Genomic DNA, 22671 nt, shown 5'->3' with positions numbered 1-22671 from the left:
TATGGAAGAATTACAATTGGGTGTGCTGTTTAAGCCAGAAGATGACCACTGCAATTGGTTGCCAGTGATTTTGCATCGCATGCGTGTGCGTTCATCGATACGCACGGGTATTCCCTACGGGCCAGAGCCCAAACCGATCTATGTCGGCAACGCACTGCCACGACAAATGACCAGCGCGCCGCGTATTGGCGCACGGCGTTGTTACTCATCAACCATCATGCTGGCCGTGTACCAACTGCACCGCCGAGGTATCAACGAAAACCTGATCGCCAAGGATACCAGTATTCCGATTGGTGATATCCGCAAATTGCTGGCGCATAGCACCCAGACCCAGCGCAAACAGTGGCAGTTGGCGCAGCAGTTGCCGCTGCCACCTAAAGGGGAGATTTTGGCGCGATTGGGTAAGGAGGCGTAATGTTCAGTCTATTTCTACAGTTTTATTGAGCATTCTAACCCCGGTATGACCGACTCAGGGATGAGTTTTGTCTAACCAGAAAATTTGCGAGATCGGTAAACGAAACATTAGACTATTTTCAACCTATCTGATTTTCTCTGCTGGTACTTTCCTTATTCTCACAAGGTTCAAAATTGATAACGAAATTGGTTGCTGTTATAACAGTTTAGTATTTATACTACATTTCATCTAATAACATGCATTTTTGTTATACATAATGATAGATAAAATACAGCCATTCTCAGCCCAAGACCTTTAGTCATAATTCCATCTAACTATAAGGTATCAAAATGAGTGAATTAGATGATGCAAAAGCAACCATTTCATATGTGGAAAACACCTTAAAACCAGAGCTAAAGATTTTGATCGGAGATTACATATTATCAGCACCAGTACATACTGTTTTACAACTTGATAAAAAAGATCCTAGAACAAGTTTATTGAAGATAAAAGTAACAAAAGAGATTCCTGTACAGATAGACTTTAAATTATCTGACATAATAAACCACATTAGAAGCAGTTATAATTACATAGCTATTTATATTGCAAAGCGAAATGGAGTAAACAGTGAAGAGCTTTGGAAAATAGATTTCCCAACAGGCGAAAGTAGTGAAAAACTGAATAATAAAATCAAAAAGATAACATTAGACAGATCAGAGGAAGATAAAAACCTATTACTTTCAACTCGTCCAATAAAAAAAAGCGGTTCTTATGTGTGGGAATTATTTAAATACAATAACACAACAAAGCATAGAAAAAGACTTACATCAGCGGGTATAAGTACTACAGGCCCACTCAACACTCCATGGACAAAAAATATACGTATCGCAATGAGTCATAAATATGCTATTGGCGATGAACGTGGAATAATGTCATTCCCAACCACGCTAGCACATACGATTAATAAGCCATCTATCATAACTAATGTAACAACCAATTTCAAAGAAATGACAGGCGATAATAGTTATGCTGAAATTGACGTAATGAATTTTATAGAAGATGCTATATGTGTATGTAAAAAACTTATTAATTCGGTCTAAGTATCAAATAGAATAGCAACTTTAGACCAATACTCTAAAGTCTAATTAAACCAAAGCCCCTACCCACCTCCACACCAAACGACCAAACTACGGGCGTGTCATTCGCACGCCTATTATCCGAGGATTGACCAATGCCACGTATGTTACCGCTCAAGCAATGGGCACTTGACGAATTCGGTGATGCTGCGCCATCGAATAACACATTGAATCACTACGCCAAGCACAACATGATCGCACCACCGCCAAAAAAAGTCGGGCGTAAATGGATGGTAGAGAAAGATGCTCGTTTTGTCGGACTGATTGCCACGCCTACAATTAACCGGAATGATAGCCCGGTATTAAAAAGGATCCTGTCAGATGGCCGGTAGACCTCGGAAGTACAATATCAACGTTCCCAATCTCTTTTGTTTTGCGGATCCGCGCACTAAGCGGATCTATTGGCAATACAAGCATCCGTTAACAGGCAAGCGTCATGGTCTGGGAACAGATGAAACCGAAGCCACCTCCATTGCGATAGAAGCCAATCTGCGTATCAGTGCGCAGCAGGCCAATCAGGTGTCGGTGATTCGTGAGCGTTCTCTGGCCATCGCCGGTCAAGGCATCACGGTTACCGGCTGGCTGGAGAGATACAAAGCCATTCAGGATGAGCGACTGAAGTCAGGTGATATTCGCCCCAATACCTATAAGCAGCGCAATAAGCCTATCGCCCTGCTCAACCAGCACGCCGGTATGAAGATGCTGGCCGAGGTGGGCGCCAAGGATATCGCGGAAATCCTGGATGACTATAAGGCAAACGGGCAGCCACGGATGGCGCAGGTAGTACGTTCGGTGCTGATCGATGTGTTCAAAGAGGCGCAGCATGCGGGGGAAGTGCCACCAGGCTACAACCCTGCGTTGGCAACCAAGCAGCCACGCAAAAAGGTGTTGCGCCAACGACTCGATCTGGATGAGTGGCAGGCCATCTTTGCCGTAGCGGATGCCAGGCACCGTTATATGGGCAATGCCATGTTGTTGGCGTTGGTCACCGGGCAGCGCCTGGGCGACATCGCCAACATGAAATTCTCCGACATCTGGAATGACCATCTACACATAGTGCAGGAGAAAACCGGAACACGCTTAGCGCTCCCTCTCTCGCTGCGATGTAACGCCATCGACTGGAGCCTGGAGGATATTGTTAAGCGCTGCCGTGATTACGTTGTCAGTCCTTATCTGGTTCATTTTTTTCACACCACATCCCAGGCCAAACGCGGCGATGGCGTCAAACCACGCACCCTCACCTTGCGTTTTAGCAAGGCCAGAGACAAAACAGGATTGTGTTGGGAGAATGGCACGCCACCCACGTTTCATGAACAGCGCTCACTGGCAGAACGGCTTTACCGTGAACAGGGTGATGTCGATACCCGGCATTTGTTAGGGCATAAATCGCAGCATCAAACCGATACCTATAACGACGATCGCGGTAAAGATTGGTTAACAATTCAGGTTAAGTCGGGTTGAAAGGTGATTATCACGTAGGTGATATTTTAATCTATATTACTGAGGCGTTTTACTGAGATTTTACTGAATGATTTTTCAATGTTAAAAGTCAGCGGCAGCAAAGCGCCACCGCCGATCTTTATCGCAATAATACAATTACATGTTATCGATGATGTCCTGAGCAAACTCGCTACATTTCCGCAGCTTAGCGCCTTCGAGCTGACGTTCGAAATCGTAGGTCACGGTCTTGTTCTTGATCGCGCCTTCCATTCCCTTAACAATCAGGTCGGCCGCTTCGAACCAGTGCATGTGACGCAGCATCATTTCAGCGGAAAGAATAACTGAACCAGGGTTCACTTTATCCTGACCGGCATATTTCGGTGCTGTACCGTGAGTCGCTTCGAAAAGCGCACATTCATCACCAATATTGGCTCCGGGCGCGATACCAATACCGCCGACCTGTGCGGCCAGTGCATCGGAAATGTAGTCACCGTTCAGGTTCATACAGGCGATAACGTCGTACTCCGCCGGGCGCAGCAGAATCTGTTGCAGGAAGGCATCAGCAATCACATCTTTGATGATAATGTCTTTGCCGCTGTTCGGGTTCTTGATGCTAACCCAGGGTCCGCCGTCGATCAGTTCGCCGCCGAATTCGTCACGTGCCAACTGGTAGCCCCAGTCTTTGAACGCGCCTTCGGTGAATTTCATGATGTTGCCCTTGTGGACCAAGGTCACGGATTCACGATCGTTGACGATAGCGTACTCAATGGCTGCACGGACCAGACGCTTTGTTCCCTCTTCAGAGCACGGCTTGATGCCAATACCACACTGTTGCGGGAAGCGGATCTTGCTAACACCCATCTCTTCACGCAAGAATTTGATCACTTTGTCAGCGTCAGCGGTACCGGCTTTCCATTCGATACCCGCATAAATATCTTCAGAGTTCTCACGGAAGATCACCATGTCAGTCAGCTCAGGCTGTTTAACCGGGCTAGGTGTACCTTCGTAATAACGAACCGGACGCAGACAGATATAGAGATCCAGTTGTTGACGCAGGGCTACGTTCAGAGAACGGATACCGCCGCCGACAGGCGTAGTCAATGGGCCTTTGATAGCGACGCGGTAGTCACGAATCAAATCCAGCGTCTCTTCCGGCAACCACACATCGTTGCCATACACCTGGGTGGATTTTTCACCGGTGTAGATTTCCATCCATGAGATAGCGCGTTTGCCGTCGTAAGCCTTTTTCACTGCGGCATTAACAACATTGATCATCGCAGGAGTCACATCCACGCCGATACCGTCGCCTTCGATAAAGGGGATAATCGGATTATTAGGAACGTTCAGCTTACCTTGGGCATCGACAGTGATTTTTTGTCCGTCTGTTGGTACAACTACTTTGCTTTCCATTAACCTCTCCTTCGAGCGCAATTTTGTTAATGATTTGTAAGATGCGCGTCAATACTACTTGAATATTTTGCCCGCGCCAATCGCAAACCATTTCGAGTATAATGCCTTTGTAACTCTCGGCTATAAAGATGATGAATAAATTCTCGGTTAAAAATCACAACCTTAAGCGATTCAGCTCGCAAACTTCGCGTAAACGCGCGGTTTCCACTGCGCCACGCCGCATCGTTCTGTTCAACAAACCTTTTGACGTGCTTCCGCAGTTTACCGACGAAGCAGGCCGCACCACCCTGAAAGACTATATCCCTTTTCCTGATATCTATGCCGCAGGAAGGTTGGATCGTGATAGCGAGGGTCTAATGATTCTCACTAATGACGGAAAACTGCAAGCCCGACTCACTCAACCGGGGAAAAAAACCGCGAAAATCTATTATGTTCAGGTAGAAGGCACCCCGACAGAGGCAGATTTGCAGCAATTTCGTCGCGGCTTGTCGTTGAAAGATGGCATGACGTTGCCCGCCGGGGCCGAAATTGTTGCGCCCCCGGATTGGCTATGGTCACGTGTGCCGCCGATTCGCGAAAGAAAAACCGTTTCTGACAGTTGGCTAAAAATCACGCTACATGAGGGGCGGAACCGTCAGGTTCGTCGCATGACAGCGCACATAGGCTACCCAACCCTACGCCTGATACGTTACGGTATGGCTAATCAGACACTGGACCATTTACCGCCTGGCACCTGGAGAGAGATTCTCGATGTTTAAACCGCATGTAACCGTGGCCTGTGTGGTGCAGGCTGAAAACCATTTTTTAATCGTTGAAGAAGAGATTCACGGCAAAGCTACCTGGAACCAGCCCGCAGGGCATCTTGAGGCTGACGAGACGCTGATTCAGGCGGCTCGACGCGAACTGTGGGAAGAGACCGGCATCAGCGCAGCACCGCAATTTTTTCTGCGTCTTCACCAGTGGATTGCCCCCGATCACACCCCGTTTCTGCGTTTTTGCTTTGCCATTGATCTCCCTGCAAGACTCCCAACCACGCCGCATGACAGCGATATCAGTTGTTGTCACTGGCTCACCGCCGAGGAGATTCTGCATTCCACGCAGTTGCGCTCGCCGTTGGTGGCAGAAAGTATTCGCTGCTATCGCACGGCAGAACGCTACCCGCTCAGCCTGTTGGGGGCCTTTAACTGGCCTTTCGAAATGCCCAATGCGCAGGATTAGCCATGCAGCCGTGACAACATCATGATAAAATATGCCGCTTGTTTTTCATGCTGACGCGCTGAAGTCCTTTGAGTCGCGCGTCAACACTTCAGTTCGTGAGACGCCCATGTCAGATAACAGCCAGAAAAAAATCATTGTCGGGATGTCCGGCGGTGTCGATTCTTCCGTTTCCGCCTACCTGTTACAGCAACAGGGCTATCAGGTTGAAGGCCTGTTCATGAAGAACTGGGAGGAAGATGATGACACGGAGTATTGCTCAGCCGCTACCGATCTGGCCGATGCGCAAGCCGTATGCGACAAATTGGGCATTGTGCTACACACCGTCAATTTTGCTGCGGAATATTGGGATAATGTGTTTGAACATTTTCTGGCGGAATACCGTGCCGGTCGCACGCCCAATCCTGATATTCTGTGTAACAAAGAGATAAAGTTCAAAGCGTTTTTGGAATTTGCCGCGGAAGATTTAGGGGCCGACTATATCGCTACCGGCCACTATGTGCGCCGCCATGACAGCGGCTGCGCCACGCGTTTGCTGCGTGGAAAAGACGGTAACAAAGATCAGAGCTATTTCCTTTACACGCTCAGCCACCAGCAAATCTCGCAAAGCCTGTTCCCGGTAGGCGAGCTGGAAAAACCTGAAGTACGCCGTATCGCAGAACGTCTCGGGCTGGCAACCGCGCAGAAAAAAGATTCTACCGGTATCTGTTTTATCGGTGAACGCAAATTCCGAGATTTTCTGGCGCGTTACTTGCCTGCACAACCGGGACCTATCCTGTCCGTTGACGATGGCAAACCCATGGGGCAGCACCAAGGCTTGATGTATCACACGTTTGGGCAGCGCAAAGGGCTAGGCATCGGTGGTGTCAAAGAAGGCAGTGAAGACCCCTGGTATGTGGTTGATAAAGACGTCGCGAATAATATTCTGTATGTTGCGCAAGGGCATAATCATCCGCGTCTGATGTCGCAGGGGCTTATCGCACAACAGTTGCATTGGGTCGATCGCCAACCGCGTCTTGATCCTTTCCGCTGTGTCGTGAAAACGCGATATCGTCAGGAAGATATTCCCTGTACGGTGACTCCGCTGGATAGCGAGCGTATCAGCGTTCGTTTTGATGCGCCGGTTGCTGCGGTAACGCCGGGTCAATCCGCGGTGTTTTATCAGGGAGAGGTTTGTCTTGGCGGCGGCATCATCGAAGAACGAGTTCAGGAGTAGCCTGTGGCTAAAAATTATCAGGACATCACGCTGGCGCTGGCGGGCGTTTGCCAATCTGCCCATCTGGTTCAACAACTGGCGAATCACGGCCACTGTGATAATGACGTACTGCAAACCTCGCTCAACAGCCTGTTGGATATGAACCCAGGCTCTACCGTGGCGGTATTCGGTGGCGATGAGCGCAACGTAAAAGTTGGATTGGAAACCCTGCTGGGGATTTTAAACAGCAGCGCCAAGGGCGTAGGCGCAGAATTATCCCGCTACGCCTTTAGTTTGATTGCCCTGGAGCGCAAGTTAAGCGGTAATAGTGCTGCGCTCGACGAATTGGGTAACCGTATTAGCCAATTATCACGCCAACTCGAACATTTCGAGCTGATGTCAGAGACGATTATCAGCGCGCTGGCAGGGATTTATGTCGATGTCATCAGCGCCCTCGGCCCGCGAATTCAGGTAACCGGTTCCCCGGAAGTGCTGAAAAACACGCAGGTGCAGGCCAAAGTACGCGCCGCGCTGCTGGCGGGGATCCGTGCCGCCGTGCTGTGGCAACAGGTCGGCGGCGGACGTTTACAACTGATGTTTTCTCGCGCCCGTTTGGTGAAAGAAGCCAAACAGATGTTGGCCCGTTGTTAAGCCATGCGCGGCCGATTGCCACACAAAGCGAAGCGCTGCGGCCGCTCATGCATCATCACGACACCTGAACGTTGCTGATGTTATCTTTTTTAATTTATGCGTTGTTAAACCTATACTTTGATAAATACACCCCAGGAGTTGCTTGCGATGGAATTATCCTCACTGACCGCCGTGTCCCCCATTGATGGTCGTTACGGTGATAAAGTCAGCACGTTGCGCGCTATTTTCAGTGAATTTGGTTTGCTGAAATTCCGTGTGCAGGTTGAAGTCCGCTGGCTGCAAAAATTGGCAGCCTGTGCAGAAATCAAGGAAGTTCCTGCATTTGACGCCGACGCAAACGCTTTCCTTGATAAAATTGTCGCAGAATTCAATGAAACTGACGCCGCGCGTATCAAAACCATCGAACGCACCACCAACCACGATGTGAAAGCGGTAGAGTATTTTCTGAAGGAAAAAGTCGCAGCAGTACCCAGCCTGCATGCGGTCAATGAATTCATCCATTTCGCCTGTACGTCAGAAGATATCAACAACCTGTCCCATGCCTTGATGCTGGATGGCGCGCGTCGTGATGTGATTCTGCCGTTCTGGCGTCAAATTATTGATGCCCTTAAAACATTGTCACAGCAGTATCGCGATATTCCCCTGCTCTGCCGCACCCACGGCCAGCCCGCAACGCCGTCGACCATCGGCAAAGAGTTCGCTAACGTGGTGTACCGCATGGAGCGCCAATATCGCCAACTGCAACAGGTCGAGATTCTTGGCAAAATCAATGGCGCAGTGGGTAACTATAACGCGCATTTGGCCGCTTATCCGACACTGGACTGGCACGCGTTCAGCGAAAGCTTCGTCACCTCGCTGGGTATCCAGTGGAATCCCTACACCACGCAGATCGAGCCGCACGACTACATCGCTGAACTGTTTGACTGCATCGCCCGCTTCAATACCATTCTGGTCGATTTTGATCGGGACATCTGGGGCTATATCGCACTGAATCACTTCAAGCAGAAAACCATCGCGGGTGAAATTGGTTCTTCCACAATGCCGCACAAGGTGAACCCTATCGACTTCGAAAACTCCGAAGGCAATCTGGGATTAGCCAATGCCGTGCTGGGCCATTTGGCGACCAAGTTACCGGTGTCACGCTGGCAGCGCGATTTGACCGACTCTACCGTACTTCGTAACCTGGGTGTCGGTATCGGTTATGCGCTGATTGCCTATCAAGCGACACTGAAGGGCATCAGCAAACTGGAAGTGAACCGCGATCGTCTGCTGGACGAGCTGGATCACAACTGGGAAGTACTGGCAGAACCTATCCAAACGGTCATGCGCCGTTATGGCATTGAGAAGCCTTACGAGAAACTGAAAGAACTGACGCGGGGAAAACGCGTTGACGGTGCAGGCATTCAGGCTTTTATCGATGGTCTGGCGCTGCCTGAAGAAGAAAAAACACGCCTGAAAGCGATGACGCCGGCCAGTTACATCGGTCACGCGGTAACGCTGGTAGACACGTTAAAGTAATGCGTAAGCACGGGGGGTAACAGCCCCCGTGCCTGTCTTTGCGATTGATTATTAGTTCACGTTAGGCTTTTTCTCCATTCCCTCGACGTTTGTTTACATTTAGTTTACTGCGATTGTGGATAATTCACATCGCCACCGCCGATGCTCGATTCTGCTTTTTTTGTTAGAATTAGGGGGCATAGCCCGGATCGTCTGTAGTTCAATGAAGGATAAAGTCATGCGCGTACTGGTTGTTGAAGATAATGTGTTGCTGCGCCATCACCTCACCGTTCAGATGAAAGAAATGGGCCATCAGGTTGATGCGGCTGCCGATGCTAAAGAAGCGGATTATTTCCTGCATGAACATGCCCCTGACATCGCTATTCTGGACTTGGGATTGCCCGTTGAAGATGGTATGACGCTGATTCGCCGTTGGCGCAATCAGCAAGTGAAGCTGCCCATTCTGGTGCTGACGGCACGAGAAAGCTGGCAGGATAAAGTCGCCGTGCTTGAAGCCGGTGCTGATGACTATGTGACGAAACCCTTTCATCTTGAGGAAGTCGTTGCCCGAATGCAGGCGCTGATGCGACGTAACAGCGGTCTGGCATCCCAGTTGATCAGTTTGCCACCGTTCGAAATCGATCTGTCGCGTCGAGAACTCATGGTGGCGGGGACGCCGATTAAACTTACGGCATTTGAATACACGATTATCGAGACGCTGATTCGTAACAACGGGAAGGTGGTCAGCAAGGAGTCGCTGATGCTGCAACTTTACCCTGATGCAGAATTGCGGGAAAGCCACACCATTGATGTGTTGATGGGACGTCTGCGCAAAAAATTACAACTGGTGTATGATGCCGACGTCATCACTACCGTACGAGGCCAAGGCTATCGTTTCGATTTGGTCGCCTCATCATAGCTATGCGTGTAAAAAGACTGCCATTCTCCTTACGTGTTCGTTTTCTGCTTGCTGCTGTCGCTATAGTGCTGGCCCTGTCGTTGTCTTATGGGGCCGTCGCTATTATTGGCTACAGCGTCAGTTTCGATAAAACGTCATTCCGTCTGTTGCGCGGTGAAAGCAACCTGTTTTACCGTTTGGCGCAGTGGAAAGACCATCAGCTTAGCGTCACCATGCTGTCTGACATGGATATCAGCTACCCCACGCTGGTGCTGATTTACAACCAGGACGGCAAAATTCTCTGGCGTGAACGCGAAGTCCCGGAACTGGAAGCGCTGATCAAACCCGAATGGCTGACAAAGACCGATTATCACGAACTTGATACCAATACCCAGACCAGCAGCGCGGTACTCAAGGGCGATGCTCAGGTTCTCAGCAAACTGACCCGCTTTAGCAGCAAGTCGGAAGAAACACCGTTCACCCACTCCATCGCCGTCAATACCTACCCGGCCACAGAGAATTTGCCTGCGTTAACCATTGTGGTGATTGATAAAATCCCCCAGGAGCTGCAACAGGCAGATATGGTCTGGGAATGGTTCAGCTATGTTTTTATCGCCAATTTACTGTTGGTGCTGCCGTTACTCTGGCTCGCCGCCCACTGGAGTTTGCACCCGATCAAGACGCTGGCAGAACAGGTGGCCGATTTGGAGAATGGCACCCGCGAACAGCTTGATGAGAACCCACCGCGTGAACTCTACAGCCTGGTGCGTAACCTCAACATCCTGCTGAATAACGAACGTAAGCGCTATCAGAAATACCGCACGGCGTTAACGGATTTAACCCATAGCCTCAAGACCCCTCTTGCCGTGCTGCAAACCACATTACGTGCGCTGCGCACGGATAAAGAAGTGCATATCGAGCAGGCAGAACCCGTGATGTTGGCGCAAATCAGCCGTATCTCACAGCAGATCGGTTACTATCTGCATCGCGCGAGTATGCGTTATGAACACAACCTGCTGCTGCGTGAGGTACACTCCGTCCCGGCATTGCTTGATGGGCTGTGTTCCGCGCTGAACAAGGTCTATCAGCGTAAAGGCGTCGTCATCACGTTGGATATTTCCCCGGAATTGACCTTTGTTGGCGAGAAAAATGACTTTATGGAAGTGCTGGGCAATGTGCTCGATAACGCCTGCAAATACAGCCTTGAATTTGTGGAAGTGAGCGCCCAGTATTCGGACCATCGCCTGCATTTACTGATCGACGATGACGGCCCAGGCATACTGCGCAGCCAACGTGAAATGATTTTCCAACGTGGTCAACGGGCGGATACGCTGCGCCCCGGTCAGGGCATTGGGCTCTCCGTCGCGCTGGATATCATCGAGCAATACGAAGGGGAAATTATCATCACCGACAGCGTCCTTGGTGGTGCCCGCGTTGAAACCATTTTCGGACGCCAGCATTCGCACCCTGATTAACGTCGGTCTTGTTATAACCGCAAGCCGCTCAGCGCTGCAACTCCGACGCTGAAATGGTTATACTCATACAGCCTCCCTTTGTTGGAACACATGGTATGGATTATCAACTGAATCTCGATTGGCCATCTTTCATGGCGAATTACTGGCAAAAACGCCCTGTGGTGATCAAGCAGGGTTTTACCGATTTCATCGATCCCATATCGCCCGATGAACTTGCCGGGCTGGCAATGGAAAACGAAGTCGACAGCCGTTTAGTCAGCCACGATGAAGGCCAATGGCACGTCAGCCACGGTCCTTTCGATAGCTTTGACCATTTGGGTGAACACAACTGGTCATTGCTGGTGCAGGCCGTTGACCACTGGCATGACGCCTCAGCGGCACTGATGCGCCCGTTTCGTCACATCCCTGACTGGCGCACCGATGATTTGATGATCTCATTCTCCGTACCGGGCGGCGGCGTAGGGCCGCATATCGACCAATATGATGTTTTCATCATTCAGGGCACCGGTCAGCGCCGCTGGCGCGTTGGGGAAAAAATTCCCATGAAGCAGCACTGCCCTCACCCGGATCTGTTACAGGTTGGTCCGTTCGAGCCGATCATTGATGAGCTGATGGTTCCGGGTGATATTCTCTATATTCCGCCCGGATTTCCCCATGAAGGCTATTCATTGGAAAATGCGCTTAACTACTCAGTCGGCTTTCGGTCACCTAACGGGCGTGAATTAGTCAGCGGTTTTGCCGATTATGTACTGGCTCGTGAATTGGGGAGCTATCGTTATAGCGATCCCGATATTCCTGAACGTGAACACCCGGCCACGGTATTGCCCCAAGAGCTGGATGCGCTGCAAAAAATGATGTTGGAACTGGTACAGCAACCGGAACACTTCCAGCGCTGGTTTGGTGAGTTTATTACGCAATCCCGCCATGAGCTGGATATTGCGCCGCCGGAACCGCCGTATCAACCCGGCGAAGTTTATGAGTTACTTCAGCAAGGGGCCGCTTTACGCCGGTTAAACGGACTGCGGGTGCTCTGCGTCGCAGAGCAGTGCTTTGTCAATGGTGAGTGCCTCGATACCCCACACCGTAGCGCTGCGCTCGCCCTGTCAGAGCAATTGACGTTTGAAGGCAGTGTGTTGGGCGAAGCACTGGAGGATCCTTCATTTCTGGCCAAACTGACCGTGTTCATTAACAGCGGTTATTGGTATTTTATGGATTAACTAATACCGTTATCCTCACTTGATACCGGTCATTTTTAATGACCGGTATCGATATAAACCTTACATTCTCACCGTCAACCATTTGTTTAATATCACAGTATTACTATCTAACTAATATACACCTATAAAAACACCCTCCTTAAAGCTGTAATATTCCTACAGTAATACAAGGTGAACAATGTATTCATGATTTTCCTCACAAGAATATAATAAAAACCAACCTAGCTTTATTTATAACCGAAGGAAGCGTTATGAATAACCCAATGCATGTCACATCTGGTACTAACCATATAGCCCAATACATTCAAAACCATGTCAGCGGGAATGTAGCGCAAACGCCTTCTTGCCTAAATTGCTTCTTGGTCAAAATCATAAACATCATCACCCTCGACTTCTTAAAAAAAAACAAGGATGATGATTACAAAAAATTCGCCCTAGGCTTTACATTTAATCTATTGCATGAGATTCAAAAAACACACAGTAGGAATAACTCCTATCATATTCCACATCGTATTGAATTTGAGTACTTAAATAACAAAATTCTTTTCGAAAGCAATGATAAAAATACTAAAGAAAAACAAATAACAAAACTCACGGTTGCAACGCAACAGGGAGAAACGTCTTGCAACACTCTCAGCACTGAAATTTTTTCACAATTTTGCAGAATACAATTAGCTATCGATCGCAACATTTTAACTGAAGAGGAAATTAGCTTCACTGCGGAAGGCAAGCCTGATTCAAGCAAAATGGATGCTGCCACGGAATCATTACTTGCCTACATTCTTTTAGATGTAGATTCTTTAGAAAACACATTACAAAATGACGCTCATAAACATGTCCAGCCCAGCAGTTCTGCGTGTTCAATACCGCTAAGTGAAAGCTGTCACCCTGCACAGCCTACCCTTTTGAAGCGAAATACATCCTTTCTTTATCGCCAGTTATCGAGAAAAACATCTCACGATAACAGTACGATTAATCGAGGAGACGAGTCATTAAAAAAAATAATTTACACGTCAAAAGAAAAGTATCTGAAAGATAAAATTTGCGAAATAATTGAAAAATTGAAAAAAACTTATAGTAAAGACAGTGATCAAAGAAGAAATCCTGAGTCTGATGGTTTATTCAGGATGTCAGGTAACAAAATTGAAAATGACACTGCATTAGTTAATCTTGAGAAATGTTCTCTCGACATTAATGATATAAACAGAGAAGCGTTGCTTTATGTTCTAAAGCATAATTTTTCAAAAATAAACCCAATAAATGAAAAAGTGCTTTCAAAAATGATGAAAAACCAGAATAACGCCACCGAGATTTTCCATGAAAGAATCAATGCATTGGACCCCAAGGAGAAAAATCTTTTTTTAATTGTCCTGGAGTTTTATTCTGATGCTTATCGGAGTGCAGACGATAACACAACTTCAACCTTCAATAAAAAACAATTGCTTGCAGCTTCTTTGCGGCTCACTATCCTACCCCAGCTTTATGACTCCATCACAGAGACCTCAACGGATCTGTCTCTCATTAAAGAAAGGAATAACGTTGGCGATCATATAGTATCAAACATTCTTACTTCATTTCCTTATGCGAGTGATTCCGTACAATTGACAACGAACCAATAGGAATGAGCAAACTCGGTGTGATAAAGCTTGTTGTCATGGTTAAACATAATGCTGGGAACCGTTCCCAGCATCAAATCATCATTGACCTATTTAATCGCGTTATAACGCTTTTGCGCGCAATGCCGTCAACTCTGCGACGCGCATAATCACCGACACGGCTTTTTCCATGCCTTCCAGCGTGATGAACTCATGTTTGCCATGAAAGTTGTAGCCGCCGGTAAACAGATTGGGGCAAGGCAACCCTTGGAAAGAAAGATGAGCACCATCCGTGCCACCGCGAATAGGCTTGAGACAAGGTTCAATATCGCAATCGCGCATCGCTTGCTGCGCCAAACTGATAACGTGCGGATGTTGTTCAACCTGTTCGCGCATATTGTAATAGGTGTCGGTAATGGTCACCTCGATATAGCAGTCTGGCGACAATCCAAGACCCACTTTTTCAGCGATATCAAACAACGTCTTTTTACGCAGTTCAAAACCTTGCTTTTCGAAATCACGCACAATATAGTGCATTTCGGCACGTTCTACCGTCCCTTTCATACTGTGCAGATGATAGAAACCCTGATAACCGTCGGTCTGCTCCGGCACTTCTTGTGCAGGCACTTCCTGATGGAAACGTGCTGCCAGCGCCAACGCGTTGACCATAACGCCCTTGGCACTGCCGGGGTGAACGTTATTACCCACAATCTTGATGCCAACGGATGCCGCATTGAAGTTTTCGAACTCCAGTTCGCCAACCCCCCCACCATCAACGGTATAAGCCCACTGCGCGCCAAAGGCCGCGACGTCAAAGAATTGTGCGCCTTTACCAATTTCTTCATCAGGGGTGAACGCGATGCGCACCGTGCCGTGTGGCGTTTGATGGTGTTTCAGCCGCACCATCGCCGTAATGATTTCGGCAATACCGGCTTTATCGTCGGCACCCAGCAGGGTTTTGCCATCCGTGGTGATGAGGGTGTTACCCAGCAGTTGATGCAGCACCGGGAACATCACGGGCGACAGGATTTCATCCCCGATACCGAGAGCAATGTCGCCACCGCGGTAATCTTCCAGGATCTGCGGGTTAACGTTTTTCCCGCTGTAATCCGGCGACGTATCCATATGAGAGATAAAACCGATGGTAGGCACTTGCCACGCCACATTCGAGGCCAGCGTCGCCATAACGCAGCCATGCTCGCTCAGGGTAACCTGATCGAATCCGAGCGTGATCAGTTCCTGCTGTAAGGCGCGTGCCAGCTTGAGCTGACCATCCGTGCTCGGCACATGCCTGACGCCCGACTTAGACTGCGTATCGAAAGTGACATAATTTAAAAAACGATCGAGTAATTTTTCCATATTTCAGCCCCCTGAACCCTGAGGGGTATTATGCGGATGGCTTTCCCGGCAAATATTGCGTCAGGTCAGTTTTTACCATCTTAGCCACCGAATGCGTTAAAACCGCCTTTTGCGGACGGACAAATCCGTTGATTCATGAAACCAGGGCTTTACGATGCAATGTTGTTCGCGCCACAGTCGCATTTTTTTAACATCAATAACGCATAATATTTACAGGCTCATCCCTCAGCGCTTAGGGGTTACCCCACAATCGCTAATATCATGATTAACGAGCTTTCTTCATCGCAGGAGTGCGCGTATAAGTTGGCGTACACTGGGGTTTCCCGTAGAATGCCCCCCCTAACGACCGCTATACACGCAAAGGTGATAACCCTGGTCATGCAGTGCTTTACACAAAATGCATGCACCAACGATGGAAACTGAGCCAGACCACCATGAATGAAAACCTTTCTCCCGCATCCGTACCGGTTGTTGAACTGCGCGATGTACGTAAAGGATTTGATGGCAAAGACATCATCTCCCATTTCGATCTCACCATTAATCACGGTGAGTTCTTGACCATTCTTGGCCCTTCCGGCTGTGGAAAAACCACGGTACTGCGTTTGATCGCCGGATTGGAAAATGTCGATAACGGCACTATTTTACTTGAGCAGCAGGATATTACCCATCAGCCCGCCGAACAGCGCTACGTCAACACGGTCTTTCAGAGCTATGCGCTATTTCCCCACCTTAGCGTGTTTGACAACGTCGCCTTCGGGCTAAAAATGCAGAAAACCCCGTCTGCCGAGATCGCCCCTCGCGTCATGGACGCCTTGAAAATGGTTCAGTTGGACGAGTTTGCCATGCGTCGCCCGCATCAACTGTCCGGAGGGCAGCAACAACGCGTTGCTATTGCCCGCGCCGTGGTGAACAAGCCCAAAGTATTATTGCTCGATGAATCGCTTTCCGCGCTTGATTACAAATTGCGTAAGCAGATGCAAAACGAGCTAAAAGCGCTGCAACGTAAGTTGGGTATCACCTTCATCTTTGTCACCCACGATCAGGAAGAAGCGCTCACCATGTCAGACCGCATCGTGGTGATGCGCGATGGCAGAATCGAACAAGACGGTACCCCGCGAGAAATCTACGAAGAGCCCTGTAATCTGTTCGTTGCCAGCTTTATTGGTGAAATCAACATTTTTGATGCCACGGTGATCGCCCCCGAACAAGGGAATCGCGTACAGGCGATGGTCGAAGGCCGCGCCTGCCCTATCACCGTCAACTTTCCGGTGAGCGCAGGACAGTCGTTAAAAGTCCTGCTGCGCCCTGAAGATTTGCGCGTAGAGGAAATTAACGATGACAGCGCGGTCGAAGGCATGATCGGTTATGTGCGTGAACGTAACTACAAGGGCATGACGCTGGACTCCACCATTGAGCTGGAGAACGGCAAAATGGTGATGGTCAGTGAATTCTTCAATGAAGATGACCCCGATGTCGATCACTCACTCAATCAGAAGGTGGCTATCACCTGGGTCGAGAGTTGGGAGGTCGTGCTGCACGATGAAGCCACCGCGTAAACGTTTTCAAAACATCGTTATCACCATCATCGTTGCCTGGCTGATGCTGTTTGTGTTCATCCCTAACCTGATGATCATTGGCACCAGTTTTCTGACGCGCGATGACGCCGACTTGATCGCCCTGGTATTCACGCTGGAAAACTATACGCGACTGAGCGATCCCCTGTACGCCTCGGTGCTGCTGCATTCGTTGAATATGGCGGTCATCGCGACGTTATGCTGCCTGCTGATTGGCTATCCGTTTGCCTTCATCCTGGCGCGACTGCCGGAAAAGATACGCCCACTGCTGCTGTTTCTGCTGATTGTCCCGTTCTGGACCAACTCGTTGATTCGTATCTATGGACTGAAAATCTTCCTGAGCACGCGCGGCTACCTGAATGAGTTTCTGTTATGGGCTGGGATTATCGACGATCCGCTGCGCATTATGTACACCTCGCAGGCGGTGGTGCTCGGCCTGGTCTATATTCTGCTGCCGTTCATGGTGTTGCCGCTCTACTCCAGTATTGAAAAACTCGACAACGCGTATCTGGAAGCGGCGCGGGATCTGGGGGCCAACAAGTGGCAGTCGTTCATCCGCATCGTGATCCCGTTGACCATGCCCGGCATTATTGCAGGCTGCCTGCTGGTACTGCTGCCCGCGATGGGACTGTTCTTCGTGGCTGACCTGATGGGCGGTGCGAAAAACCTGCTGATTGGCAACGTGATAAAAAGCCAGTTCCTGAATATTCGCGATTGGCCTTTTGGCGCAGCCACCAGCATTTGTCTGACGCTGGTGATGGGCCTGATGCTGTTTGTGTACTACCGGGCAGCCCGCTTATTGAATAAAAAGGTGGATCTGGAATGATGGGACGTTTGTTGCGCGGTGGCTTTATGAGCCTGATCTACGCCTATCTGTATATTCCGATCCTTATTCTGATTGTGAATTCGTTTAATCAGGCGCGCTTCGGCATCAACTGGCAGGGATTTACCCTTGAGTGGTATCGCCTGCTGTTAAACAACGACAGCCTGCTCCAGGCTGCCAGCCATTCATTGACGATGGCGGTATTTTCCGCCACGTTTGCCACGGCGATCGGCTCCCTCACCGCCGTGGCGCTTTATCGTTATCACTTTCGCGGTAAGCCCTTTGTCAGCGGCATGCTGTTTGTGGTGATGATGTCGCCAGATATCGTGATGGCCATCTCGCTGCTGGTGCTGTTTATGCTGCTGGGGATCTCACTCGGGTTCTGGTCGTTGCTGTTTTCGCACATTACGTTCTGCTTGCCGTTTGTGGTTGTCACGGTGTATTCGCGCTTGAAAGGGTTTGATATTCGGATGCTGGAAGCGGCTCGAGATTTAGGTGCCAGTGAAATCATCATATTACGTAAGATCATTCTGCCCCTGGCAATGCCTGCCGTTGCCGCCGGTTGGCTGCTGAGCTTCACGCTGTCGATGGACGATGTGGTGGTGTCATCCTTCGTCACCGGTCCCTCTTATGAAATTTTACCGCTAAAAATCTATTCCATGGTCAAGGTTGGCGTCTCGCCCGAGGTCAACGCGCTGGCCACCATTTTGTTGTTGTTATCGTTACTGTTGGTGCTTAGCAGTCAGTTAATACTGCGCGATCGCACCAAAAAATCATCATTCCAACCTTTGGGACGTTAAGGAGGTTTATTGTGAAAAAATTGCCCTACCTGCTGGCCGCGTGCGCCATGGCACTCAGCCTAAATGCCGCCAATGCGAAGGATAACAAGACGCTCTATTTCTACAACTGGACAGAATACGTGCCGCCCGGTTTGCTGGAACAGTTCACCAAAGAAACCGGCATCAAGGTGATTTACTCCACCTACGAATCCAACGAAAGCATGTATGCCAAGCTGAAGACTTATCAGGATGGCGCTTATGACCTGGTAGTGCCTTCGACCTATTTCGTGTCCAAGATGAGCAAAGAAGGGATGCTGCAAAAGATTGATACCAGCAAACTGAGCAATTTCCACAATCTCGACCCTAACCTGCTGCATAAATCTTTCGATCCGAACAACGAATATTCCATTCCTTACATTTGGGGCGCTACCGCCATTGGCATCAACCGTGATGCCATCGATCCGGCAACGGTAACCGGCTGGAGTGATTTTTGGGATGCGAAATATAAAGGCAGCCTGTTACTGACCGACGATGCCCGTGAAGTGTTCCAGATTGCGCTGCGTAAATTGGGTTACTCAGCCAATACCACCGATCCGAAAGAGATCGAAGCCGCCTACAGCGAATTAAAGAAACTGATGCCGAACGTGCTGACCTTTAACTCAGATAACCCCGGTAACCCGTTTATCGAAGGCGAAGTCAATCTGGGTATGGTCTGGAACGGCTCTGCTTACGTAGCCCGTCAGGCGGGTACACCGCTCGACGTTATCTGGCCGAAAGAGGGTGGAATCTTCTGGATGGACAGTTTGGCGATCCCGGCCAATGCCAAGAATAATGAGGGCGCTATGAAGCTCATCGACTTCTTGTTACGCCCGGAAGTGGCGGCAAAGGTTGCCGAAACCATCGGCTACCCGACACCCAATCTGGCCGCGAAGAAATTACTGCCCGCCGAAGTGGCAAGTGACAAGACGCTCTACCCTGATGAAGAGACGATTCAGAAAGGGGAATGGCAAAACGACGTGGGCAGCGCCAGCACGCTGTATGAAAACTATTTTCAACAGCTGAAAGCCGGCCGTTAATGCGCAAAGGCTAGCCGCATCGCGCGGCTAGCCTTTTATCAAGGGTTACCCTACCCATTCGTAGTAAAGCCGCAGCCCTTTCTCGCAGGAGCAGCATCCGCTACAGCCACCACTGGCGTTCTCGTGGCTGCTGATCTTTCCCTTCTGGACCCAGATAGCAATCATGCCTTCAACCACACCCGTTTCAACGTGGAAGCGTTGGCTGATCTCTTGCAACGAAACGCGTTGCCTTTGCTTAACGAAATTGCGCAGTTCAATCAGTGTCATTTCATCCTCCTGACCCGCACGGCCATGGGTTTACGCTGCTCGCACCACCGCAGATTGCTGCCTCAAATTGCCGTTGCGGCGCAGGAAAAACACGGTAAGCGCCCACACGGCCAGCACCGCCGCGATAGCAGAGGCAGAATAAAGGGGATGGTTAGCAAACCGACCCACCTGATACACCAGTACCGCTGCGCCATAGCCCAACTCGATCGTCCACACGAAACAGAACAGGGCCCATGCCGTGCCCACTTCGCGCCAGATGGCCGACAATGCCGCGACGCAAGGCACATACAGCAAAACCATCAGTAAGTAAGCCACTGCGCCTAAGCGCCCATCGAATAGGTGCACAATGATATCCAGCGATGAGACGGAAAATTCGTTCTGTTCTGCCACGGTGGCGGTATCGCTCAAATCGCCAACGTTGATGCCCAGCGGATCGAGAAGCTCGGCACCGAGTTTGGCAAAATTCTCCGGAATGGTAGCCAGCGCGGCAACCACGCTGTCTACCAGATTAAACGCTGCGTCTTCTTCCGGCTCGCCGGACTGGCTGTCATCCATCGCGCCATACAGTGAATCCAGCGTGCCCACCACCGCTTCTTTGGCAAAGATGCCGGTGAAAACACCGACAGCGGCAGGCCAGTTTTCCGCTTTTATCCCCATCGGGGCGAACACCGGCACAATTTTCTGCCCGATTGAAGAAAGCACCGATTTGTCACTGTCCTGATTGCCAAACGAACCATCGGTGCCCATGGAGTTGAAAAAGCTGAGCACAGTTACGACTACGACAATCAGCTTGCCTGCACGCAGAATAAACCCCTTGAGTCGATCCCAGGTACGAATCATCACGCTGCGCAGCCCCGGTAAATGGTACGGAGGGATCTCCATGACGAACGCAGAGGCATCGCCCTGTAACGCGGTATTTTTCAGCATAAAGCCGGTGGCGATAGCGGCAAAAATACCCACCAGATAGAGTCCGAATACCAGATTTTGCCCACCGCTGGTGAACAATGCCGTGGCAAACAGCACATAGACGGGCAAGCGCGCGCCACATGACATAAAGGGCGCCATCATTACCGTGACAATGCGATCGCTGTGCTTTTCCATGGTGCGCGTGGCCATGACGGCGGGCACATTGCAGCCAAAGCCGACAATCAAGGGCACGAAGGCTTTACCCGGTAACCCAATGCTGCGCATGAAGCGGTCCATAACAAACGCCGCACGCGCCATGTACCCGGAGTCTTCCAGATAGGAAAGGAACAGATAGAGGCAGCCAATCACCGGAATAAACGTAGAGACCGTTTGGATACCCCCGCCGATGCCATCGGCCACCAGCGTCGCCAGCCACTCTGGCGTGTTGATAGTGCGCAGCAGCGTTCCTAGTCCATCCACCAGCAGTGCGCCGACAAACTGATCGAAAAAGTCGATAAAGGCACTCCCCACCTTGATGGTGAAGATAAACATCAGGTACATCACCAGCAGGAAGATCGGAATACCGAAAAAGCGATGCAGCACCACACGGTCAATTTTATCGGTGAGCGTCGCGGAGACATTGCTGCGGCGAATCACCGCCTGATTGGCGATGGAGGAGACAAACTGATAACGCCCATCGGCAAGGAAGATATCCAGTTCATCGTCATAGGTTTCTGTCAGTATAGCGACCTGAGCATCCATCTCTGCCAGCAGCGGTGCCGGCAAACGCGAACGCACCGTGGTATCCCCTTCCAGCAATTGCAGCGCCAACCAATACGGATGCGTCACGCTTGGAATATCCGTCAAACGCAACGCCATTTGCACCGCAGCGTTTTTCAGCGGCGCATCGTAAGGCACCTCAACGTTGGGCGAGCGAATGTCCGCCAGCGCGGACAGGCAGACCTGCCGCAGCACATCCATACCTTTGTTTTGGCTGGCAGTAATAGGTATAACCGGGCAACCGAGCCGATTTTGCAGAGCGGCGATATCGATCTCCAGCTTGCGCGAAGAGGCGATGTCCATCATGTTGACCGCAACGATCATGGGCACGTTCATGTCCAGCAACTGTGCCGTCAGATACAGGTTGCGCTCAAGGTTGGCCGCATCAAGAATGTTCAGCACCAAGTGCGCTTCGCCGGAGAGGATATAATCACGCGCGACGCGCTCATCTTCAGCGCTTTCCGAGGCTGGATTGAGCGAGTAAACGCCGGGAAGATCGACCAGCGTGAAGCGTTGACCTTTGTAGAGGAACTGACCGACCTTTTTCTCGACGGTGACACCGGGCCAATTCCCCACCGTTTGTTTCCCCCCTGTCAACAGGTTGAACAGGGTGGTTTTGCCACAATTGGGGTTGCCAACAACACCAATGACGGGATGTGCGACCATAACAGTTCCTTACTCGAACGGGCTTTTTATCAGGCAGGCATGCCTTGCAAGCCTGCCTGGCAAATCCAGATCCTGAAAATCAACAGGGTTCCAGGATCAATATCTGTGCTTCACTCTTGCGCACGCTGATAGCAGCACCGCGCAAACGCAATTCGATAGGGTCACCCAACGGTGCTACCCGGGTGACGGTGAAGGTCACGCCCGGCGTAACCCCTAATGCCAGCAAGCGCTTGCGGTAATCCGCCGATCCTTTTTGATAACCTTGCACACGCCAGGAACTGCCTACCGGAAATACGGCCTCTGCCATGAATACTCCTC

22 protein-coding genes are annotated in these 22671 nt (G+C 50.1%); 17 read left to right on the top strand and 5 right to left on the bottom strand.

Translation table 11 applies throughout. The annotated features are described in order from the left end of the window. The first annotated feature begins 1 nt into the window (after nt 1). From J5069_RS02730 to J5069_RS02715, 4 genes are all read left to right on the top strand, one after another. Nucleotides 2-415: a hypothetical protein gene (locus J5069_RS02730; RefSeq protein WP_264642404.1), complete on the top strand. Its 414-nt coding sequence runs from the start codon at nt 2-4 to the stop codon at nt 413-415. Between the two features lie 329 nt (nt 416-744). After that, nucleotides 745-1494 (top strand): hypothetical protein, encoded by a 750-nt coding sequence (locus tag J5069_RS02725; RefSeq protein WP_264642403.1) that lies wholly within the window; start codon nt 745-747, stop codon nt 1492-1494. A 131-nt stretch (nt 1495-1625) separates the two neighbouring features. Continuing rightward, entirely contained in the window at nt 1626-1862 is a 237-nt protein-coding gene (locus J5069_RS02720) for an excisionase (RefSeq protein ID WP_264642402.1), read from the top strand. Beyond that, complete coding sequence (locus J5069_RS02715) at nt 1852-2991, top strand: phage integrase Arm DNA-binding domain-containing protein (protein ID WP_264642401.1); 1140 nt, start codon at nt 1852-1854, stop codon at nt 2989-2991. Before J5069_RS02720 ends, J5069_RS02715 begins: the two co-directional genes overlap by 11 nt. A 135-nt stretch (nt 2992-3126) precedes the next feature. Here the strand turns inward: J5069_RS02715 and icd are convergent, their stop codons facing one another. After that, nucleotides 3127-4380 carry an NADP-dependent isocitrate dehydrogenase gene (gene icd, locus J5069_RS02710; protein ID WP_264642400.1) on the bottom strand — a complete coding sequence of 418 codons (1254 nt, stop codon included), beginning with the start codon at nt 4378-4380 and terminating at the stop codon, nt 3127-3129. A 131-nt stretch (nt 4381-4511) separates the two neighbouring features. Between icd and rluE the strand changes: the two genes are divergently transcribed. The 9 genes from rluE to J5069_RS02665 all read left to right on the top strand — a co-directional run bounded on the left by rluE (nt 4512) and on the right by J5069_RS02665 (nt 14147). Next, nucleotides 4512-5138, top strand: a complete 627-nt coding sequence (gene rluE / locus J5069_RS02705; RefSeq protein ID WP_264643707.1) for a 23S rRNA pseudouridine(2457) synthase RluE — start codon at nt 4512-4514, stop codon at nt 5136-5138. Beyond that, complete coding sequence (locus J5069_RS02700) at nt 5131-5598, top strand: NUDIX hydrolase (RefSeq protein WP_264642399.1); 468 nt, start codon at nt 5131-5133, stop codon at nt 5596-5598. Before rluE ends, J5069_RS02700 begins: the two co-directional genes overlap by 8 nt. A 106-nt stretch (nt 5599-5704) precedes the next feature. Then, nucleotides 5705-6811, top strand: a complete 1107-nt coding sequence (gene mnmA / locus J5069_RS02695) for a tRNA 2-thiouridine(34) synthase MnmA (protein ID WP_264642398.1) — start codon at nt 5705-5707, stop codon at nt 6809-6811. A 3-nt stretch (nt 6812-6814) separates the two neighbouring features. Next, nucleotides 6815-7441 carry a high frequency lysogenization protein HflD gene (gene hflD, locus J5069_RS02690; RefSeq protein WP_264642397.1) on the top strand — a complete coding sequence of 209 codons (627 nt, stop codon included), beginning with the start codon at nt 6815-6817 and terminating at the stop codon, nt 7439-7441. 147 nt (nt 7442-7588) lie between these two features. Beyond that, entirely contained in the window at nt 7589-8959 is a 1371-nt protein-coding gene (gene purB / locus J5069_RS02685) for an adenylosuccinate lyase (protein WP_264642396.1), read from the top strand. A 217-nt stretch (nt 8960-9176) separates the two neighbouring features. Beyond that, a complete protein-coding gene (phoP, locus tag J5069_RS02680; RefSeq protein WP_195313029.1) occupies nt 9177-9857 on the top strand; it encodes a two-component system response regulator PhoP in 681 nt (226 codons plus the stop codon). A 2-nt stretch (nt 9858-9859) separates the two neighbouring features. After that, nucleotides 9860-11311 carry a two-component system sensor histidine kinase PhoQ gene (phoQ, locus tag J5069_RS02675; RefSeq protein WP_264642395.1) on the top strand — a complete coding sequence of 484 codons (1452 nt, stop codon included), beginning with the start codon at nt 9860-9862 and terminating at the stop codon, nt 11309-11311. 95 nt (nt 11312-11406) lie between these two features. Continuing rightward, nucleotides 11407-12528, top strand: a complete 1122-nt coding sequence (locus J5069_RS02670; protein ID WP_264642394.1) for a cupin domain-containing protein — start codon at nt 11407-11409, stop codon at nt 12526-12528. A gap of 251 nt (nt 12529-12779) precedes the next feature. Then, nucleotides 12780-14147: a hypothetical protein gene (locus J5069_RS02665; RefSeq protein WP_264642393.1), complete on the top strand. Its 1368-nt coding sequence runs from the start codon at nt 12780-12782 to the stop codon at nt 14145-14147. 99 nt (nt 14148-14246) lie between these two features. Here J5069_RS02665 and pepT read toward each other — a convergent pair whose 3' ends face one another. Next, a complete protein-coding gene (pepT, locus tag J5069_RS02660) occupies nt 14247-15482 on the bottom strand; it encodes a peptidase T (protein ID WP_264642392.1) in 1236 nt (411 codons plus the stop codon). A 434-nt stretch (nt 15483-15916) separates the two neighbouring features. Between pepT and potA the strand changes: the two genes are divergently transcribed. From potA to potD, 4 genes are read left to right on the top strand one after another with little or no spacing between them, the layout of a single operon-like run. Beyond that, complete coding sequence (gene potA, locus J5069_RS02655; protein WP_264643706.1) at nt 15917-17038, top strand: spermidine/putrescine ABC transporter ATP-binding protein PotA; 1122 nt, start codon at nt 15917-15919, stop codon at nt 17036-17038. Beyond that, the gene (gene potB / locus J5069_RS02650; RefSeq protein WP_264642391.1) at nt 17022-17882 is read left to right on the top strand and encodes a spermidine/putrescine ABC transporter permease PotB; all 861 of its coding nucleotides are present in this window, start codon (nt 17022-17024) and stop codon (nt 17880-17882) included. The genes potA and potB overlap by 17 nt, the downstream gene beginning before the upstream one ends. After that, entirely contained in the window at nt 17879-18679 is an 801-nt protein-coding gene (gene potC / locus J5069_RS02645) for a spermidine/putrescine ABC transporter permease PotC (RefSeq protein WP_264642390.1), read from the top strand. The genes potB and potC overlap by 4 nt, the downstream gene beginning before the upstream one ends. Nucleotides 18680-18690: 11 nt before the next feature. After that, nucleotides 18691-19734 carry a spermidine/putrescine ABC transporter substrate-binding protein PotD gene (gene potD, locus J5069_RS02640; protein ID WP_264642389.1) on the top strand — a complete coding sequence of 348 codons (1044 nt, stop codon included), beginning with the start codon at nt 18691-18693 and terminating at the stop codon, nt 19732-19734. A 45-nt stretch (nt 19735-19779) separates the two neighbouring features. Here potD and J5069_RS02635 read toward each other — a convergent pair whose 3' ends face one another. The 3 genes from J5069_RS02635 to J5069_RS02625 all read right to left on the bottom strand — a co-directional run bounded on the left by J5069_RS02635 (nt 19780) and on the right by J5069_RS02625 (nt 22660). Beyond that, entirely contained in the window at nt 19780-20001 is a 222-nt protein-coding gene (locus J5069_RS02635; RefSeq protein ID WP_264642388.1) for a FeoC-like transcriptional regulator, read from the bottom strand. Nucleotides 20002-20031: 30 nt separating this feature from the next. Continuing rightward, entirely contained in the window at nt 20032-22353 is a 2322-nt protein-coding gene (feoB, locus tag J5069_RS02630) for a Fe(2+) transporter permease subunit FeoB (RefSeq protein WP_264642387.1), read from the bottom strand. Between the two features lie 79 nt (nt 22354-22432). Then, nucleotides 22433-22660, bottom strand: coding sequence for a FeoA family protein (locus J5069_RS02625; RefSeq protein ID WP_264642386.1), 228 nt, complete (start codon nt 22658-22660; stop codon nt 22433-22435). Nucleotides 22661-22671 lie beyond the last annotated feature (11 nt).

It is taken from the genome of Candidatus Symbiopectobacterium sp. NZEC127 (assembly GCF_025962675.1).
In the GTDB taxonomy this organism is placed as follows: Bacteria; Pseudomonadota; Gammaproteobacteria; order Enterobacterales; family Enterobacteriaceae; genus Symbiopectobacterium.
The sequence above is the reverse complement of the archived record's forward strand: the minus strand, read 5'-3'. Positions and strand labels throughout refer to the sequence as shown.

Coding starts and splice junctions, on each gene's coding strand:
- J5069_RS02730 (WP_264642404.1), top strand. CDS start 2: ATGGAAGAATTACAATTGGGTGTGCTGTTTAAGCCAGAAGATGACCAC.
- J5069_RS02725 (WP_264642403.1), top strand. CDS start 745: ATGAGTGAATTAGATGATGCAAAAGCAACCATTTCATATGTGGAAAAC.
- J5069_RS02720 (WP_264642402.1), top strand. CDS start 1,626: ATGCCACGTATGTTACCGCTCAAGCAATGGGCACTTGACGAATTCGGT.
- J5069_RS02715 (WP_264642401.1), top strand. CDS start 1,852: ATGGCCGGTAGACCTCGGAAGTACAATATCAACGTTCCCAATCTCTTT.
- icd (WP_264642400.1), bottom strand. CDS start 4,380: ATGGAAAGCAAAGTAGTTGTACCAACAGACGGACAAAAAATCACTGTC.
- rluE (WP_264643707.1), top strand. CDS start 4,512: ATGAATAAATTCTCGGTTAAAAATCACAACCTTAAGCGATTCAGCTCG.
- J5069_RS02700 (WP_264642399.1), top strand. CDS start 5,131: ATGTTTAAACCGCATGTAACCGTGGCCTGTGTGGTGCAGGCTGAAAAC.
- mnmA (WP_264642398.1), top strand. CDS start 5,705: ATGTCAGATAACAGCCAGAAAAAAATCATTGTCGGGATGTCCGGCGGT.
- purB (WP_264642396.1), top strand. CDS start 7,589: ATGGAATTATCCTCACTGACCGCCGTGTCCCCCATTGATGGTCGTTAC.
- phoP (WP_195313029.1), top strand. CDS start 9,177: ATGCGCGTACTGGTTGTTGAAGATAATGTGTTGCTGCGCCATCACCTC.
- phoQ (WP_264642395.1), top strand. CDS start 9,860: ATGCGTGTAAAAAGACTGCCATTCTCCTTACGTGTTCGTTTTCTGCTT.
- J5069_RS02670 (WP_264642394.1), top strand. CDS start 11,407: ATGGATTATCAACTGAATCTCGATTGGCCATCTTTCATGGCGAATTAC.
- J5069_RS02665 (WP_264642393.1), top strand. CDS start 12,780: ATGAATAACCCAATGCATGTCACATCTGGTACTAACCATATAGCCCAA.
- pepT (WP_264642392.1), bottom strand. CDS start 15,482: ATGGAAAAATTACTCGATCGTTTTTTAAATTATGTCACTTTCGATACG.
- potA (WP_264643706.1), top strand. CDS start 15,917: ATGAATGAAAACCTTTCTCCCGCATCCGTACCGGTTGTTGAACTGCGC.
- potB (WP_264642391.1), top strand. CDS start 17,022: ATGAAGCCACCGCGTAAACGTTTTCAAAACATCGTTATCACCATCATC.
- potC (WP_264642390.1), top strand. CDS start 17,879: ATGATGGGACGTTTGTTGCGCGGTGGCTTTATGAGCCTGATCTACGCC.
- J5069_RS02635 (WP_264642388.1), bottom strand. CDS start 20,001: ATGACACTGATTGAACTGCGCAATTTCGTTAAGCAAAGGCAACGCGTT.
- feoB (WP_264642387.1), bottom strand. CDS start 22,353: ATGGTCGCACATCCCGTCATTGGTGTTGTTGGCAACCCCAATTGTGGC.
- J5069_RS02625 (WP_264642386.1), bottom strand. CDS start 22,660: ATGGCAGAGGCCGTATTTCCGGTAGGCAGTTCCTGGCGTGTGCAAGGT.